This window comes from Ectobacillus polymachus (assembly GCF_048159605.1).
In the GTDB taxonomy this organism is placed as follows: domain Bacteria; phylum Bacillota; class Bacilli; order Bacillales; family Bacillaceae_G; genus Ectobacillus; species Ectobacillus polymachus.
This window is the reverse complement of record NZ_JBLREB010000001.1, coordinates 830,767-848,912: the sequence shown is the minus strand read 5'-3', so window position 1 is coordinate 848,912 and position 18,146 is coordinate 830,767. Positions and strand designations below refer to the sequence as shown.

General features: G+C 35.1%; 17 protein-coding genes and 2 pseudogenes. 10 read left to right on the top strand and 9 right to left on the bottom strand.

All coding sequences use genetic code 11. From position 1 onward, the window contains the following. Positions 1-5: 5 nt before the first annotated feature. The 3 genes from ACM5BR_RS04390 to ACM5BR_RS04380 all read right to left on the bottom strand — a co-directional run bounded on the left by ACM5BR_RS04390 (position 6) and on the right by ACM5BR_RS04380 (position 2,641). Positions 6-275, bottom strand: coding sequence for a heterocycloanthracin/sonorensin family bacteriocin (locus ACM5BR_RS04390; protein WP_416827833.1), 270 nt, complete (start codon positions 273-275; stop codon positions 6-8). 652 nt (positions 276-927) lie between these two features. Further along, positions 928-1,845, bottom strand: a complete 918-nt coding sequence (locus ACM5BR_RS04385; protein ID WP_416826217.1) for an exonuclease domain-containing protein — start codon at positions 1,843-1,845, stop codon at positions 928-930. Positions 1,846-2,092: 247 nt separating this feature from the next. Continuing rightward, positions 2,093-2,641, bottom strand: a complete 549-nt coding sequence (locus ACM5BR_RS04380; RefSeq protein WP_416826215.1) for a GNAT family N-acetyltransferase — start codon at positions 2,639-2,641, stop codon at positions 2,093-2,095. A 474-nt stretch (positions 2,642-3,115) separates the two neighbouring features. On the opposite strand from ACM5BR_RS04380, the gene ACM5BR_RS04375 reads away from it, so the two are divergent. From ACM5BR_RS04375 to ACM5BR_RS04365, 3 genes are all read left to right on the top strand, one after another. Further along, positions 3,116-3,991, top strand: a complete 876-nt coding sequence (locus ACM5BR_RS04375; RefSeq protein WP_416826213.1) for a DMT family transporter — start codon at positions 3,116-3,118, stop codon at positions 3,989-3,991. 364 nt (positions 3,992-4,355) lie between these two features. After that, positions 4,356-5,603, top strand: a complete 1,248-nt coding sequence (locus ACM5BR_RS04370; RefSeq protein ID WP_416826211.1) for an MFS transporter — start codon at positions 4,356-4,358, stop codon at positions 5,601-5,603. 12 nt (positions 5,604-5,615) lie between these two features. Continuing rightward, positions 5,616-6,476, top strand: a complete 861-nt coding sequence (locus ACM5BR_RS04365; RefSeq protein ID WP_416826209.1) for a sulfurtransferase — start codon at positions 5,616-5,618, stop codon at positions 6,474-6,476. A gap of 470 nt (positions 6,477-6,946) precedes the next feature. Here the strand turns inward: ACM5BR_RS04365 and ACM5BR_RS04360 are convergent, their stop codons facing one another. Further along, positions 6,947-7,684 (bottom strand): GntR family transcriptional regulator, encoded by a 738-nt coding sequence (locus ACM5BR_RS04360; protein WP_416826207.1) that lies wholly within the window; start codon positions 7,682-7,684, stop codon positions 6,947-6,949. A 42-nt stretch (positions 7,685-7,726) separates the two neighbouring features. Then, on the bottom strand, positions 7,727-8,788 hold the full coding sequence (locus ACM5BR_RS04355; protein ID WP_416826205.1) for an oxidoreductase: 1,062 nt from the start codon (positions 8,786-8,788) through the stop codon (positions 7,727-7,729). Between the two features lie 275 nt (positions 8,789-9,063). Here ACM5BR_RS04355 and ACM5BR_RS04350 point away from each other — a divergent pair. Together ACM5BR_RS04350 and ACM5BR_RS04345 are read left to right on the top strand one after the other, a co-directional pair. Then, positions 9,064-9,186 (top strand): annotated as a pseudogene (locus ACM5BR_RS04350) (oxidoreductase); the annotation flags it as partial. A gap of 32 nt (positions 9,187-9,218) precedes the next feature. Continuing rightward, the gene (locus ACM5BR_RS04345) at positions 9,219-9,707 is read left to right on the top strand and encodes a heme-degrading domain-containing protein (protein ID WP_416826203.1); all 489 of its coding nucleotides are present in this window, start codon (positions 9,219-9,221) and stop codon (positions 9,705-9,707) included. A gap of 298 nt (positions 9,708-10,005) precedes the next feature. Here ACM5BR_RS04345 and ACM5BR_RS04340 read toward each other — a convergent pair. Further along, positions 10,006-10,137 (bottom strand): annotated as a pseudogene (locus ACM5BR_RS04340) (DUF6262 family protein); the annotation flags it as partial. Positions 10,138-10,215: 78 nt separating this feature from the next. Beyond that, positions 10,216-10,653, bottom strand: a complete 438-nt coding sequence (locus ACM5BR_RS04335) for an SRPBCC family protein (protein WP_416826201.1) — start codon at positions 10,651-10,653, stop codon at positions 10,216-10,218. A gap of 782 nt (positions 10,654-11,435) precedes the next feature. On the opposite strand from ACM5BR_RS04335, the gene ACM5BR_RS04330 reads away from it, so the two are divergent. The 3 genes from ACM5BR_RS04330 (at position 11,436) to ACM5BR_RS04320 (ending at position 14,283) form a co-directional block, all read left to right on the top strand. Continuing rightward, a complete protein-coding gene (locus tag ACM5BR_RS04330) occupies positions 11,436-11,690 on the top strand; it encodes an SHOCT domain-containing protein (RefSeq protein WP_416826199.1) in 255 nt (84 codons plus the stop codon). 532 nt (positions 11,691-12,222) lie between these two features. Further along, the gene (locus tag ACM5BR_RS04325; RefSeq protein ID WP_416826197.1) at positions 12,223-12,705 is read left to right on the top strand and encodes a YiiX/YebB-like N1pC/P60 family cysteine hydrolase; all 483 of its coding nucleotides are present in this window, start codon (positions 12,223-12,225) and stop codon (positions 12,703-12,705) included. Between the two features lie 411 nt (positions 12,706-13,116). After that, positions 13,117-14,283: a C40 family peptidase gene (locus tag ACM5BR_RS04320; RefSeq protein ID WP_416826195.1), complete on the top strand. Its 1,167-nt coding sequence runs from the start codon at positions 13,117-13,119 to the stop codon at positions 14,281-14,283. Between the two features lie 165 nt (positions 14,284-14,448). On the opposite strand, the gene clpP is transcribed toward ACM5BR_RS04320, so the two are convergent. Both clpP and ACM5BR_RS04310 read right to left on the bottom strand, forming a co-directional pair. Next, entirely contained in the window at positions 14,449-15,036 is a 588-nt protein-coding gene (clpP, locus tag ACM5BR_RS04315) for an ATP-dependent Clp endopeptidase proteolytic subunit ClpP (protein WP_416826193.1), read from the bottom strand. Positions 15,037-15,099: 63 nt separating this feature from the next. After that, positions 15,100-15,819 (bottom strand): sigma-70 family RNA polymerase sigma factor, encoded by a 720-nt coding sequence (locus ACM5BR_RS04310; RefSeq protein ID WP_416826191.1) that lies wholly within the window; start codon positions 15,817-15,819, stop codon positions 15,100-15,102. 350 nt (positions 15,820-16,169) lie between these two features. Here ACM5BR_RS04310 and ACM5BR_RS04305 point away from each other — a divergent pair, with 350 nt between their 5' ends. Together ACM5BR_RS04305 and ACM5BR_RS04300 are read left to right on the top strand one after the other, a co-directional pair. Then, complete coding sequence (locus ACM5BR_RS04305) at positions 16,170-17,168, top strand: permease (RefSeq protein ID WP_416826190.1); 999 nt, start codon at positions 16,170-16,172, stop codon at positions 17,166-17,168. An 11-nt stretch (positions 17,169-17,179) separates the two neighbouring features. After that, positions 17,180-18,100 (top strand): TIGR03943 family putative permease subunit, encoded by a 921-nt coding sequence (locus tag ACM5BR_RS04300; RefSeq protein WP_416826189.1) that lies wholly within the window; start codon positions 17,180-17,182, stop codon positions 18,098-18,100. Positions 18,101-18,146: the final 46 nt, after the last annotated feature.

Here is an 18,146-nt window from a genome sequence, read left to right as displayed (position 1 = left end):
TCTTTTTATATGAAACCGATACCGAATCCGAAACAACTACCTGCAAAACCAAAACAGTTGGAACAGTTACAGTTGGAACAACCAAAACAGCTAACACAGCCAAAGCAGCCAAAACAACCAAATCCACCACATCGGAACCCTCCACAACGAAATCCTCCACCGCACCGTCCGCACCCGCCGCACCGTCCGCACCCGCCGCATCGCCGAGAATCTTCTAGAAATTGGTGGTTTTGCGGATTCATTGGAACTACTTCACCAACATAGTAATTATCCATGCCTAACATTTGCAATTCATTTTGAAATTGCATACTTTCCCCCCCTTTAAAGTTAAAATAAATAAGTAACTGATACGTGAACGGAGAGTATATCAAAAGTCATTTGTTAGTCTAGTCAGATAGAACCGCCAGATTCCTCGTGTACTCTCTTCAACAAAATATGATTCAAATTAGGTTGCTGTTACTGATTTGGGTGCCTATTTCTACGGGGGAATAAGGTTAGATACTAAGTAGACTGGAATTTTTGAGGAAGAAGAGGATCATTCATTTGGAAAGATGTTAATACTTTCTTTTGCTATTCATTCAAAATACAGATTATGAAGGATTGTACTTAAGTTAAACCAGCTAATAGTTTGTCAACATTTTTCAATTAGGGGTAGTGTTAGGAAAATACGAATTTACAACGTTAAGGAAATTACAATATTAAAAGCCCAATTTAATTAATATTAGAAATTGGGCTTTTTTCGTTACTCCAGAAAAGTGCCTGATTGTTGTATATTACTTAGGGGTCACCATAACGTTACCAGGGGCAAATAATTAAATGTAATCAATTTTGTGGGGGTACTTTTCACTAGTGTTGGGTTTGTTTTGAATTTGGTATTTAGTTTTTTAAGGATTTGAAAAAGCTCATCCAATCCTTCCTTAAACTTCATTAAAGCATTTTTAAGAAATCTAATTCACTAATAATTTCAAGTTCTTTTCCTTCGTTGATCATTTTTTCTGCTTTCAACAATTTTGTAGACTTGTTTCCTTCAATCATCACATCACGAAAATCCCCAACCACAATAAAATTTGTTTCTTTGTTGAGCCCATTTTGAGGAGTTCCCCCCTTACTTGCCAATAATTCGGCAGCTTCTTTTCGTGAAAAGGCATTTAACTTACCTGTAAAAACGATGCTTTTCCCGTAAAACGCATGTTCTCTATCTGCATCAAGAGCCACCTCAATAGCAGACAAATCCAATTTATAGTTAGAGAAATCCTTTGAATGTACTAGTGAGGATCTAAACCTTTCTGCTGAAATTTCCCCTGCTTTTATATTTGTTTTGTTATAGACTGCCTCTAAATCATTTAAGCTATATGCGTCTACTAATTTAATCATCAAATCGGCACATGCCCTAGCATCATCTAAAGCATGATGATGGTTATTTAACTCAATACCAAAATACTCACACAAAGAGTCTAGAGAATAACTTGATTGACCTAAAATTAATCTTTTAGACAACTGATATGTACAAAGGAGCTGATGAAGCCCTGGTTGAACACTGTATCTTGCTAAATTATCCCTTAGAGCATAACCATCAAACGCTAAATAATGTGCTACCATCAATTGGTTATCAATTCTATCCTTTATCGCTTTATAAAATTGTTCAAAAGTGGGTGCACCCTTTACATCACGTGGAGTGATGTTATGAATAGCAATGTTCCATCCATCAAAATCCTCTTCAGGATCAATTAATTGATAAACTGAATCTACTATTCTTCCATCTTCAACAAAAACCATCCCCACTGAGCAAATGCTATGCCGATTTTGATTAGCTGTTTCAAAATCAAACGCAACAAAGTTTTTCATAACTGACCCCCCGTATCGATAATATCTGTATAAAATGGATAAATATTGTGCCCACATTCATCAGGATCGTCTTTATAATGTTGGATTGAAGCTAGCACTTTCTTCTTCGAGTTCTTTTTTTGTCGTTGCAAAACAACTACATCCATAGCCAACAAATCGCCATACGTAGGCTCTTCTCTTTTTCACCTGACCGTTTTCATCAACGTACGTTTCATAGTCATATAGCACATATTAGCTAAATAAGAGGTTACAGTTTTTTATTCCATTCTTCAGCTAAAATTCCATAAACAACGTGGTCAACATAATGGTCATATAGCCATTCAGCTTGTCTAATACATCCCTCATTTATATAGTTCAATCTTTCGGGAATACTTCTACTTTTTTTATTCCCCTCAGCAGCCCTAATCTCAACTTTATTTAAGTTTAACTCACTAAAAGCGTAATCGGTCAATGCCTTAGCCACTTTGGTCATTATTCCATTTCCTTGGAATTCTTCCCCAAGCCAATAACCAATATATGCCGTTTTATTTAACCAATTTATACTATTGTACCCCGCAACCCCAACAATTTCCTCGTTAAATAAAATAACTGTATTCAAACTCTTATTTTCAGCAAATCCCTTCAAAGATGTTTTAATAAACTCTATCGTATCTTCAAGTTTAGTTGTAACATCTAGCCAAGGAAGCCATTCTCTTAGATAAGTTCTTGAATTATTTGTTAATTTGAATATTCTTTCCCCATCTCTTACTTCTATTAGTTTTAAAGATAAGTCATCATCAATTTTATGTACAAACATTCCTATATCCCCCTCCGAATGGTTTATTTTGTATTTTATCACACTTATATTAAAAGGAAATTTTTTCTTCTTTCACTAACCTGATCCGTTAGTAGAATAATAAAAGAGTTGCTGCAACAACTCCATTGTTTTTCTCTTGCTTCCATTACTTTAAGTACATTTTTTCACAATCTAGCTCTCAATATAGGAATTCTAAAGAGCCTGATAACACATGCTTCTTTGTATATGGGGGTTCGCTGACATTTTAAATTTTATACGCTAAGACATCAAACATATTAAAAATCTTAATATTCTGATACAATAAAGCACAGATAATTGTAGTAAATTGGACTAGAGGTGAATCAAAATGTATTGGACTCCATTATTTGAAAACGATGTACCAGCAGCACTCTTCTGCTCTTAGTGGAGTGAAGGTGACTACATCTCTCCGTTAAGGGCATTTTCGACCTAAATATAAGACGGAGGGTATAAAAAATGAAAAACACCTTATTAGGTTCTATATATTTAGCTTTAGCTTCTAGTATTTGGGGTGGAATGTACGTTATTGTTAAAATTGTAGTATCGGTCATACCTCCACTGGAACTTGTATGGATGAGGTATTTAGTGGCTATAGTCTCACTTCTCGTTATCGGCTTCGTAACACGACAAAAATGGCGAATCGATAAACGTCACTTCTTAATAATCATAGCCATTGGGATCATTGGTAACGCCATTTCAATTGTTACTCAGGAAACTGGTACAATGCTATCCTCAGCACAAATGGGAGCCATTATAACTTCTTCAACGCCAGCATTTATGGTATTTTTTGCTCGCTTACTTCTTAAAGAACGGTTGACGATAAAAAAGGGACTATCCGTTTGTTTAGCGACAATTGGGGTTTTTCTGATTGTTGGAGTCGGTCATGTGAATTTGTCCAGTAAACTTGGTGGTATTTATCTGCTTATTGCTGCTTTAACATGGGCACTCATGTCTGTACTTGTAAAGCGTGTGCCGAGTGATTATTCACAAATTGTGGTAACGACCTATTCCATCTTGGTAGCCCTAATCGTGTTGACCCCTTTTGTTTTGCCACGGTTACACGCAATTAATATCTCTCAACTGACTCACCCGACCATTTGGGGAGGAGTCTTGTATTTGGGTATTGTATCAACAGCAGGTGGATTTCTACTTTGGAATCGTGGATTACAAATGCTTAACGCCTCAAGCGGGGGGCTATTTTTCTTCTTTCAACCCGTGGTTGGGACATTACTCGGATGGTTTATTCTAGGAGAGAACATAGGTGTAACGTTTTGGATAGGCTCCATCCTAATTCTTACTGGTGTTTTATTCGTTATGATCGAGAAAAAATAGTATCTAAAAACCCCTTCAACCGTATCTGAAGGGGTTTTGCCTGTGTATTACACTCATTATTCATGAATAAAATAAATTCGTCTTTATCCAACTAAACTCCCTTTAGTACAATAAGAAAAAGAGCTACCGACGCAACACTTTGGACCACGAAAGCACCCACTAGCTTAATAAGAAAATTTTTTTCTGCCTTTGAAACACTTTTTAACTAAACGCTTCAAATTGTTTATATTCCATATTTAACTCCGTTGCTTTTATAAGAATTTTTGATAGAACTTATTCTATTTATTAATAAGATTTCTTGTAATACTATTTTACAATAAGATAAAATAATACTTATCCTTCAGATCAAAAAGGAGCGTTTACTTTGAATACGACAAGAAAATATTTATCTATGTTAATCATTTGTTTGGGCGGAGGAATTATTTTCGTTCTACCGTATATCCAATACTCTTTCTATGAACCACTTCAGAAGGCTACAAGCTTAAACGATGTTCAAATGGGAAATCTAATGTCTGTCCTAGGTATTATGAGCTCATTTGCCTACCTTTTTGGTGGAATACTTGCTGACCGATTTAATGTACGTTACTTAATTTCGATTTCTCTTGCAGTTACTGGATTAGCCGGTCTATGGTTTAGCACTTTGCCATCCTATGGAATTTTGCTAGTCATTATGGGGATTTATGCGATTTCGACTGTCCTTACATATTGGCCTGCTATGATAAAGGCTGTAAAACTCCTTGGATCTGGTGATGAACAAGGAAAAATGTTTGGATTTCGCGAGGCTGGATTTGGATTGTTTGCATTAATTTTTACTCAAATCGGCACGCTACTAATTTATAACAAGTCGCAAGATATTACCGGCGTAAAAAATATCATCGTTTTCTATTCAATCATCTATTTCATAACTGCCGTTCTTACTTTCTTATTCCTTCCAAATTCAAAAAGGGAAAACGCAAAGAAGATTGATAGTGAAGAATTTGTTTCTGGCATTAAATACGTACTAAAACAGCCTGGAGTTTGGCTCTGTGGGTTGGTTATCTTTTGTGTATATACTGTCGCAGGACCTGGACTTGGTAAGTTTGTACCATACTTAACCGGAGTGCTTGGAGTAAAATCTGGAACAGCCGCTTCTATTTCAAGCTTTAGATTGTACTTACTACCATTAATTGCTGCACCACTCGCTGGATTTTTTGTTGATAAATTTAAGTCATCTACACGCATTTTGTTTGTCGCATTAATTGCTTTAGCCATTTCAACAACAATCTTTGTTATGATTCCCGCTAACGCAAACAGTGCAACTCTAATTATCATCATGGGCTTTGTTGCTTCATTCGTTGTATTTATGCTTCGCGGTGTCTATTTTGTTCCAATGTCAGAGCTTGGAATTCCAAATGCATTCCTTGGTACTGCAGCGGGTCTTATCAGTTTCATTGGATTTTTACCAGATGCCTTTATGTTCACTGTGTTCGGCAACATCATGCAGGATCACCCTGGTGTATCTGGATACCGAATTATTTTCTGGATTTGTATTGGACTCGCGATTTTGGGAGCTGTATTCGTATTGATACTCCAAAAGATGATTAATAAAATGAAGAACACTGTTGAAGAATAGGAGAAAATTAGAATGGTTGAAACACTTCACAAGGTCTTTGTTCCCGTGCAATGGGTAAAAGAAATCATTGAAACAGACCCTATTTCACACAATTATGTGGTTGTTGAATGTTCATGGGGTAAACCAAGCGAGGAGTATTTAGAGAAACATATTCCTGGGGCAATTCATCTTGATACAGATTTAATCGAAGAAGACATTAACTGGAATATCCGAACACCAGAGGAAATTAACGACACGCTAATTAGCCTCGGGATTTCCAAGAGTACACGCGTTGTTATTTACGGAAAAGGAGCATCATTTGCACGTTTTGCATTTGTTTGTATTTGGGCAGGTGTGCAAAACGTTCATGTAATTGATGGAGGATTGAATGCATGGATAAGCGCTGGATATCGAACGGAACAAGGGATTGTGGAACCAAAACCGATTTCAGAATTTGGCGCTGAAATTCCAGTCCATCCAGAGTATCTCATGTCATGGCCTACAGAAATCTTGAAAGCACAGAAGAATCCGAATTTTAGACTTGTCAGTGTAAGAAGTTGGCGTGAGTTCATTGGAGAAGTAAGTGGGTATTCATACATCAATCGTTCAGGAGAACCAAAAGGTGCTGTATGGGGTCATGATGAAGCTGATTATTACAATGATGATCGAACTGTAAAATCAATGACCGAAGTCGAAGTAATGTTATCAGAATGGGATATTAGAAAGGGAAACGAAATCGCTTTCTATTGCGGCACCGGTTGGAGGGCCTCCCTCCCATTCTTGATCCTTTATGAAAACGGCTGGGACAATATCAAAGTATACGACGGCGGATGGTTCGTCTGGCAGAAAGATCCTAGGTTACCGGTACAAATCGGGAGTCCTCGAGAAAAGTAGAGTTGACATTTAGTCAACTCTACTGAGGATTCCTCTTTTTTATACCGTGTAATTTTTTGATTATTATTAAAATATTATAAATTACGGTAAATGAAATTTTTATTTTGTAATAAGTTCATTCTTAAGAAAAAAGTGCTGACGTATTTCTTATCAAGACCTAATTACTAAAAAAAAGTTTTAAAAAAACTCCCCTAACATAATAGACATGTATACTATGTTAGGGAAGTTTTTAAATAAATTAAAGAGTCCCGCCAACCAAATGACATAAAACCCACACTAATACATTTTATGGAAGATAAAATGTCGATTTTCCTGTACGCTAAGAATCTCGACTTTAAATTATTTCAATAATCTTTAAAATTTCGTACTTGGTTGCACAGGCAATGTTATACATCCAGTATTCCAAATTTTATTAGTTGCACATAAACGTAAACAGTCTGGGACAAAACTCACCCCAGACTGTTTTACGTTTATGACTCTTTATACTTCTTTGCGGTAATGACTGTTTCAAATTCAAAGGTTTCTGGCAGATGGTCGGCGTAAGAGTACTCAAAGGTGCGTCCATCAGTCAGGTAGGCTACTTGTTCGACTCGCATCAGGAAATCCTGATCCGTTAAGTCCATAAACTGCTTTTCCCTATCATCTGGGCGAATTCCTTTGACCCGAACAATCGATGTCCCCACTTCAAAACCAAGTTTATTTTGAATGTACGAGTATATCGACTGTTCTAAAACCGAAGCTTCAACACCTGGTATGACCGTAATCGGCATCCATGTATGCTCCATAATCGTCGGAATACTGTGAATGATGCGGAGGCGGATGATTTTATAAACAAAATCGCCGACTGAAACCCCCAATTTTTCGCTAATTATTTCATCAGCACCGACAATCGTAAACTCGATGATTTTACTTTCTACCTCACTGCCGTAAACAGCTTTAGTACCGGTTAAGGTCTGAATCATTCGTGCCTTTTCCTGCTGACGCCAGTCTTGAACCACGGTTCCACTTCCGCGCCGGCGGATAATGTAGCCGTCTCTAACCAACAAGTCCAGCGCCTTTTTAATGGTAAGAGCCGAAACGTCAAATTCTTCAGCAAGGACGGGGCTACTTGGGATTTTTTCGTTGATTTTATATTCACCGTCTAAAATTTGCTGTTTAATTTTTTGATAAATGCCGAGGTATTTTACTTGTGTTGATCCGTTTGCCATTTCCCTACCCCCTTTATGCTTTATTTTCTACTTAACTACCTTCTATTCGTTCAAATTTATAGCCTCAAGTTTGTAAACTGAAGGTGATGGGGTAGCAAATCCGTTTTCCAAGATTTCAATATTAGTTACCGCTTCTTCGTCTTTCACAAGTTTTGATGCGCCATTTACGATTGTTTCATACGCTGCATCATAGAAACGGCCGTAATCGCCAAGCGGAGTTTTGATTTGTTTTTCAATCCAGTCACCGTTTGCGTTGCGATATTTAGCGATGCCGTAGTACATCGGTGAATCTTCACCAAAGCCTGCACTCTCAGGCATAATGCCTGCTTTCAGATCATTTTCCTGTTGATCTTCACCGTATTTGATGAATGAGCCGTTTGTTCCGTGAACCATAAAGCGCGGATAATCTTTTGCTACGACATGGTTGGTTTTAAGTTTAATTTTCAATTGATTTCCGTAATGAAGATCAACATCGAAATAATTATCAACCGCACCTTCCACTTCATTATTGCGGATATCGTATGTCACCACATCCGGACGGCCGAATAGTGAAATCATGCGGTCCATCGTGTGAATACCTAAACCGTAGAATGAACCTTCTTCTTTCGGACCTTCATGGCTGATTGAACCAGGACGAAAGTAATCAATATGTGATTCAACTTCAACAATTTCACCAAGGAAGCCTTGTTCAACGACCTGCTTCACAGCTAAGAAATCACCATCAAAACGGCGGTTTTGGTAAGGCATAACGGCTACACCTTTTTCTCGGCCTAAAGCTAATAATTCTTTAGCATGTTCAACTGTATCGCAGAATGGTTTTTCAACGATAACTGATTTTCCAGCAAGTACAACTTTTTTCGCCAATTCGTAGTGCGTATGTGCTGGCGTACAGATCGTCACTAATTGAATTTCTTTGTCGTTCAATAATTCGTCCAAATCAGTGGTGAAGTCAACACTTTTTTCGCGATATGGAGCCGCTAATTCTTCGTTAACGTGCAGGTCAAAAATTGTTTTTACATTTATATTCTCACGGATGTTCACGTAAGGTAAGTGATAACGGTTGGCTGATTTCCCAAACCCGATAAAGCCCATTGTTAATGTCATGTTCTTCAACTTCCTTTTTCATAAATTTTCGTCTCCATGTTATTATACATTTTTATTATGAAAAGTATATAGTTTTATTTATGAAATTATATATAATTTAGGTGAACCTAATTATTTTGGTTTACCTCTTCCCTTGTTTTATGTTATAAATAATTCGTCAATATTAATGTTTTGGAACAAAAAAACATTTTGAAAAGCTTTCTAGATAAACAACATAGTAATTTAAAGATATCTTTGAAAAAGCATGTGAAAATGGAAAAAAAGAGAAGCAGGAAAAAATTGCTGAAAGTATCCTGGAAGGAAAACGTGCACCAGTTATGGCACATGAAGGATTATCTGTTATTAAAATCGTTGAAGCTGCCCTGAAAAGCAGTACAGAAAAGAAAGTACCTATGTAGATTAAAATTTTTACTTTTCAAGGAGGAGCATAATGGAAGATATAGATATTCAAAAGACGCTTGATAAAATTAAAAAACAAGAAGAAAAACTGATATTTAAACGATTTTCAAACGAAGATGCACTTGAAATTGGTTTGTCTGTCATTGAAGCTGCAAAAAACATCAAAAAATCTGTTGCCGTTAATATCATAAAAAATGGACAAACAGTATTCCACTATGCAATGGATGGCACATCTCCTGACCAAGATGAATGGATTAAGAGAAAATCAAATGTCGTCCTCCGACATCATCATAGTTCTTATTATATGAGATTGTATAATGAACTGAAAAATAGATCATATTTTGACTTTTACTCAGTCAGCCAATTTGATTATGCAATACATGGCGGGGCGTTTCCAATTGCGATTGAAGGATCAGGAGTAATTGGAGTCATTACCGTTTCTGGCTTGGCACAGGAAGAAGATCATGACATGATTGTAGAGGCTATAACAAAATTTATTACTAATAATTTCAACCTATAGTTTCTTAATTATTTCTAAATGGGGTCCCGCCGCATGCCCATCAACTTAAGAATTTTATAACGCCCCAAAACAAAAAATGTACATTTTCACCTGGAGATGCCAATTTTCTCGTTTTGGGGTATTTGCTTTTCTTAGGTTGATGACGATGTGGTGCTATCCCCTTAACATAAAACACAAGAACGTCTTATCTTGAGTTTTATGTTATTTTGTTGGCGAAACCCCTAGTATATCAATGATACCATTCAGTTTTTTCTAAGAATTAAAAATTCGTATGATAAAAATACAGTTTTTTATTTACTTATAGTCCTTTGTATACGTCTGCATACGCCACTTTTAGTTGATTACGTAATTGTTTGTTTTCTTCTTCAGCTTTCTTAATTCTTCGCTTCAACGATTCAATAATTACATCTTTATTGCGGTCACTTATTTGCAGATTTCTATATATAAGGTAGTTTAGCGGTGATTTCTTTGATAATTCAACTTTCTTTTAAGCCTAAATAATGAAATATTAATTATTATTCTCCATGAATGTTTTAATATTTGAAAGATTGGCTACTTCCAGCTGCATTTGTTTGTTAATCATAGGATCCATTAGTTTAGCAAAGCCTGTAGGATTAAATGATAAGGTAAATGAAACCTTTGTTTCTGAACCATCGGATTCAAAATTATAATTACCTATTGGTCTTGCGGGCCCTGATATAACTTGAAACGAAATAACTTTATTTTTTTCACATTGTGTTATCTCATAATCTCCACTAATTCGTCTTCCAAAAGGCCCTTTCATTCCTTGTTTAAATATTGTTCCTACACCAAGATCATTAGCGGATGTTTTTTGAACATCGATAACGGATGGTCGCCATAATTTATTATTTTCACCATCGAGGATAAACTTAAACACTTCATCAACAGATTTATGAATGGTAACATTTGATTTTGCATAGGCCATGCAAAACCCTCCTTTATTTCACTATAAAGTAAGTACAACTATCAGCTTAAAACGATGTTAATCTAAGTTCAATGTATTTTCCAACATATTTTCTTATAAAATTCACTTTTCGTGTTTTTATCAACAATTCACATAAATTTTACTATTGAATCTCCTTATTCATTACTATAAAGATATTTTCTTAACCGTTATGGGCAACCACACAGCCATATAGGTATTGATCAACATATTATACACAAATTACTTACCTACTGTTTTAGTTAGAAGTATTTATCGCACCACAGAGATGTGGGAAGAAGACTATCTCCAATTACAATGGATCCACACCCTGCTTTAATGCAATGGAGTTGTGAGTATGATAAATTTTAATTCTTTTCATGGGAGCGTCAACAGGATAACTGAAATCTAATTGTTATCTATGGAGCTGCCACAAAAAGTATTCTTGCCCAAACCATACCTTATAAAAAATTCTGTTTGGCATAATAATTAAAATAAAAAAACACAAAAGCTCGTCCGTTTTGGCGAGCCTTTTTAATTATTCATTGTGCTGAGACTAGAACTCCTCAACAAACGCATCCGTTACTTTAAGTAAATTTTTTCCATGCTCTATATCTTAGTTTTCTTAGATTCAATCATCAGCTTCAACAGTAGTTATGTTAAAAAGGCTTTTCCATACCACTTCGTGATACTAGAAACTTAGTATCAGATTGGTATTGGGATAAACCTTAGATAATATAAATTATTATAAATCATTACAAATCATAAAAAGGAGTGTTGTCTAAATGATGGGCGGCTATGGAGGAATAATGGGCAGTTATGGTAATGAATTTTGGGTAATGGGAGTCCTAGGAATACTATTACAGTTTATCATTTTGATCGTTGTCATATATTTTATTTTCCATTTAATACGAATCACTACTCACCAACAGCATTCAAGTCAATCAAATAATGCATTAACTATCCTAAAAGAAAGATATGCAAAGGGAGAAGTATCTGATGAAGAGTTTAAAAAAATTAAGGATAAATTGACAAAATAAATGTTTATTTATTAAATTTCAATGGAATTACGTACACTACAAGAATGCCTGATTTTAGGTATTCTTTTTTTAGTATTAAGTATTTTTAGTATTAAGTATTTTTACTTATTCGGTTAATCATTCCCTACATATACTTCTCATCATTTATTCTATTGTTACTTCTTCCTGTGAATCAATTTTATAATTTTTTATCATTTTCTCTTACGTTTCCTTCATTTCTAAACTCTGTCGGTTTTAAGACAGGTGTCCATTTCTATTTAGTAGAAACTGTTAATTTTAGTTTAGCATGGCCATACGGGTAAGCTCTGCAACCATAAAGCTGGCAATATCACAAGAATTGTCTACGCTAAATAGGTCTGTTTGGAATATGCAGCTCTCTGCACTTTTATTTTCTCGTGTTTATCGATTAAATACTTTTTATACTATCATTCCATAAAAATATTTCTGAAAATCATCATATATCCAGAAATTCCCCATACCTATTAACTTCTATCTGAATATATTATTAAAAACGAAAAGGAAGTAGGTAATATTGGGAGACTTATATCTACAAAAATCTGATATCATCCTTGTTAAAGGGACATATTTGATAGATAAAGGGATAGAGCTTATTACACATTCTCAATTTAGTCATGTTGCTATAGTTTCCAATCCGGAAGTTTTAGAAATTATTGAAGCAACACCAACGGGTGTGATCCGAAGTTCAATTACTAAATACACTGGACACGCATCTGTACTGCGCTTAAAAACATTTACCAATACACAAATAGAAAATATTGTGAATTTTGCTGAACAACATCTTGGTAATCCTTATGATTTCGGCGAGATTGTGCACCAATATCTTAGATATACCTTTCAAATCCCTGATAACAATGTAGAAAAAAACCGTTATATCTGTTCAACATTGGTAAATGTTTCATATTTAAGTGAAAAAATAAGATTAACGAAGCAAACCTTACCTTCGCCTGAAGATATCTACGAATCTACGTTATTAAACAAGATTGCCGATATATAATCTCTTGTAACTACTCTATTCGAGTAGTTTTTTCGCTTTTACTATCTCATATTGAGCTGTATTATCTTCATGCAAATTAGACAAGTAAAAATACTAAAGTAACACGTTAAATCTTAATTTGTGGTGTTATTCCCACCATCAAGAAATTAAGTTGGGCAAAATATAGAAAATCTTTTAATCAAGATAAGATCTTTTTGCTTTTCTAATTTTTACAAGTAGGAACCATATATTATTTATTTGCTATTTTCATAAAAAATAACATGATAATGAAAAAACAATAAAAATAAATTATAAATATATTGAAAAACGATTACATTAATAGAATAATATATAAGTAGTAGTTATTTTTATTTAAAATTATTTCTATATTCAATACTACATACAATCATTATTATAATCGGAGGAATTGCATTGAAAGCTCAAACATTTTTCGTTTCATCTGTTGCACTAGCTGCTTCCCCTTTCATTGTGGGATCTGTGCATGCAAGCGGTAACTCAGTTGGCTCTGTAGATGCTACATATTTAAATGTTCGAACCGGTCCTAGTATGAATGATAGCGTAATTGGTGGCTTACAAAATCAAAGTAAAGTTACCATTCTAGGCGAAAATGGTAATTGGTACAAAATTCAATACAACAATCAAGAGGCCTATGTAAGCAAAGATTACGTTACAGTATCTTCTTCTAAAAACAAAGTTGCAAACAAAGGTACATACAAAGTTACAGCAGACGTTCTTCGTGTTCGAAGTGATGCCAGTACTAGTTCTTCAATTATAGGATTGTTAAGTAACGGGGATGAAGTTACAGTAGAATCTGATAACAATGGATGGTGCAAGATTACATATAATAATCAGACTGCCTATGTTAGCAAAGACTTTCTTACACCTTCTTCCACTGATAACTCTTCTTCTAACTCCAATTCTGTTCAATCAACTTCTACTTTATATGTAAATGCGGATAGTTTACATTTTCGAACAGGACCTGGAACGAACTACAGCGTTATAGATGTGTTATCGAATGGAGACAAATTAGAAGTAACGGGTCAATCAGGAAATTGGTACAAGGTTCATTTTAATGGGTCTGATGGATATGTTTATAAAGATTATGTTTCTACATCACAGAATTCGTCTACATCACAGAATACATCTTCGTCACAGAATGTATCGAATTCTACAACTAGCTCTGATTCTACATCACAAGCTTCTTCTATCTTTAATAGCATGCCTGCCTTGCTTTCTTATGCCAAGTCGTTAGAAGGTGTACCTTACGAATTTGGTGGCAAGACGCCAAATGGTTTTGATTGCAGCGGCTTCATTTATTACGTTTACAATAAATATGGCTACTCCTTCGGCCGCCAAAGCGCAAACAGCTATTGGAACAGCTTTACGAGAACAAGTAACCCACTACCTGGTGATCTCGTATACTTCCAAGGTACGTATAACACAAACGGTGCCTCTCACATCGGTATCTATCTTGGAAATGGAAACTTCATAAGTGCAGCGAGTAATGGTGTAAGCGTATCATCTTTAAGTAACCCCTACTGGAGCAAACACTTCTTAGGTTATACGAGACCGTATTAAGGATTGACAAAAGGAACCTTTCCTATGTTTGCTGAAAAGGTACCAAATTTTATTAGCAATATTAAAAAAAGCCAAAGAAGCTAACCCTCTATATTATTGTAGTTGGTTAGCTTCTTTTTTTATAAGTGCTCTTTGCTTCTCATAATGATGTAGACTGGAATACAGTTACTCCTTTATGGTTCTAATTACTTCATCGATAATCCCGTATTTTTTTGCTTCTTCAGCACTCATAAAATAGTCCCGATCGGTATCTTTTGCTACCTTTTCGACAGGTTGACCTGTACGATCTGAAATAATTTGATTGATATGCTCTCGAAGTTTCAGAATTCGTTTTGCAGAAATCTCGATTTCAGTTGCTTGACCACGAGCCCCACCTAAAGGTTGATGAATCATAATTTCACTATTAGGGAGGGCAAGTCGTTTTCCTTTAGCTCCGGCAAGCAATAGCAAGGCACCAAAGGACGCAGCCATTCCTGTACATATGGTTCTTACATCTGGTTTAATATATTGCATCGTATCAAAAATAGCAAATCCAGCTGTTGTTGACCCACCGGGACTATTAATATAAAGCGAAATGTCTTTTTCAGGATTATCTGCTGCTAAAAATAGCAGCTGCGCAACAACACTATTAGCAACAACGTCATTTATTTCTTCACCAATCATAATAATTCGATCTTTTAAAAGTCTTGAGTAAATATCGTATGAACGTTCCCCGCGACTTGATTGTTCAATAACATACGGAATCATATTCATTTTTCATTACACCCCTTCGCTTTACTTGCAAACAAGAAACAATTTGTAGAAAAATGCCTCTTATTATGCAGCCATGTAGACAGTGCTTGAAGGAAAGTTGAAGAGACGTGATTTGTGCATAGAGCAAGTAGCACTAGTATCCTTTCTTAAAGAACGGATAAAAGGAATAGACCTAATTAGAATGGATGGATCTTGAGTTTTGAAAGATTCGTGAAGTATTCTTTCTATTTGCTCTTGGTCTTCCATTTCCCAATATTGTTTGATAAGTGGTTTTGTTTTATTTTGCTCTTGTTTTTCCAAACGTTGTTTTGACCGATAGATGGTAGCCTTAACAGCAGTCTCGGATGTATTTAATAGCTTAGCAATTTCTGATAATTGAAACTGAAATCCCTCTTTTAAAGCAAACATAACAGCCTGCTTTGGTGTTAATTGATTCATAAGCTTTTGAATCGCCTCAAAGCGGTCTTCAACATGCTTTGATTCATCATAAGCTTGATCAGGAATAGCTTCAAGAGACTCTTTACTTCGATTTCGCACCATGTCTATCCATTCATTTCGTGCAATTCTAGTTAGTAAAGCCGTAGATATTTCGGGTTGGTGCTTATAATGATGCCAAGCTTTAATCAAAGATTCTTGAACGAGATCCTCTCCATCCCATTTGTTTTGGGATAAAAACTGGCAATATCGGCGAAGTTTAGGATAAAGTTCTTCGAGCTGTTTTTCAGTAAAATTATCATGATGATCTAGACAATCCTCTGAAACCTCACAATGTTTGCTATGCACAATAATCACTCCTTCAGCACGTATCTACTCTATAAACGAACAACTGCAATGAAAAGATACGGGGTAGAACATTTTTTTTGAATGTGTTAGTTCCACTATATGTATGAGTGTGTAAAAATTACACGAGGATTCTTTGACGTTTAAGGCTCAATATAGTTAGATCCTTTAGTTAATTTGTTCGAGTTAGGCGAAATCATTCCTAGTATGTATGAACAGAATATAGATAGGCACTTCCATTCTCGCTGAACGAAAGTAGATTCTACTTATGTAAATCTCTTTAATAGTCATTAAATCATATAAAGGAGAATATTCTTAGATTAAGAGAACTTATTCTTTAAAGGAGGAAATTCGTGTCCCACATACAAAAATTTATGAAGGATAGTATAGGATTTCTTTTATTTTTCCTTATTATTTCTCTATTTCTTTTTTCTGAAGAAGTAAAGAATTTCTCCGTTTTTCATAAAATTCCGGACTCGTTTTTAAATGTTAACTCTATATTTCTAAGTATTATTTTAGAAGCCATTCCTTTTATATTGTTAGGTGTGTTTGTGTCAGCTCTTATTCAATCTTTTGTATCGGAAAATACAATTCAAAAAGTTATCCCAAGGAATGCTTATTTGGCTGTTATTCCGGCCGCCCTATTAGGAATCATTTTTCCTATCTGCGAATGTGCTATTATTCCTGTCGTCCGAAGATTAATTAAGAAAGGAATGCCCACGCATGTTGGCATTGTATTTATGCTTAGCGCTCCTATCATTAATCCTGTAGTCTATGCATCTACGTATTTTGCTTTTAAAAGTACTCCTTATATTGCAAACGCAAGGATGATCATTGGTTTTATAACTTCTATCATTATTGGTTTAATTTTATATCGTAAATATAAGGGACAAACTATTTTAAGGGAAAAGAATAACAATCATCATCATGAACATCACCATCCCCATGGAAATAAACTGTTAGAAACGTTGTATCATGCAAGTGATGAGTTATTTGATACCGGTAAGTATTTATTCATCGGTGCCTTTTGTGCAAGCCTCTTTCAAACCTTTTTAGACAGAAATCTATTGGAATTGGTAGGGAAAAGCCCTACCTTGTCACCAGGGATTATGATGGGTTTTTCTTATTTACTCTCCGTTTGTTCAGAAGCTGATGCCTTTGTTGCTTCCTCGTTTGGATCAACATTTACAACAGGAGGCCTCCTAGCATTTCTAGTGTTTGGTCCCATGCTGGATATAAAAATTACGTTGATGCTATTTGCCTATTTCAAAAAGAGATTTGTTTTTACTTTGATGGTTGTTACTACAATAGTAGTGTATGCAGCTATATGTATATATCAGCTGTTCTATTAGGAGGTTGCAATATGAAAAGGAACAATCTAGATCGATCATACCATCATTTTATCAGAGGAATCATTCTAATTGGATTCGCATTACTAGTATTTAAATTACTGGTTACAAATAATATTACTTACTTTATTGCCCCAAAAATGGTTCAATTCATTTATTTTTCCTTAGTTGTTTTGCTTATTTTAAGTGGTTTATTAATTCTACGAGATACTTCAAAGAAAGACAAGTATCAGTGTCACTGTGAAGGAGAACATTCCTACCCTACATCGATTTTCAAAAGCATCCTCCTCTATTCTCTATTTATTATCCCTATTACAACAGGATTCTTATTTTCAGACAATGTCCTTAACAGTTCAGTGGCTATGAATAGACCTATAAAATTAGTTAGTGATGTACAAACCAGTGATAAAAACGGAGAAACTCAAAGTAACAACAATACATCTTCTGATTTAAACAAAAACCAAGATACTCTCATTCCAAACAACAATAGTCCGTCCGTGGGTTCACCAGAACCTTTATCCAAAACGCAATATGCCTCAATACAAAAGAAAATGGAAACAACTAACCAAATTAATATTAATGATGAATATTACATTCCTATGATGAATATCCTAAGTGAAAATCTTTCTAGCATGCTTGGTAAAACGATAACGACGCAAGGATTTGTTTTTAGAGAACAAAATTTCTTACAGGATGAAATTTTGATTGCTCGATTTTCAATTACTTGCTGTATCGCTGATGCCTCTGTTTATGGCATTATGGCTAAAGGGGATGTAGCACAGTTACCTAAAGATCAATGGATCCAAGTCACGGGTAAAATAGATAAAAAAATATATAATGGAATGACTGTTCCAATCATTCATATACAAAATTTCTCAAAGATTCCTGTCCCGAAAAATCCATACGTGTATGATGTCGGTGTGAAAATAGAATAATGGTATTTACTTGGTGTGAAAAAATTCCATACAAGTAAATACCATT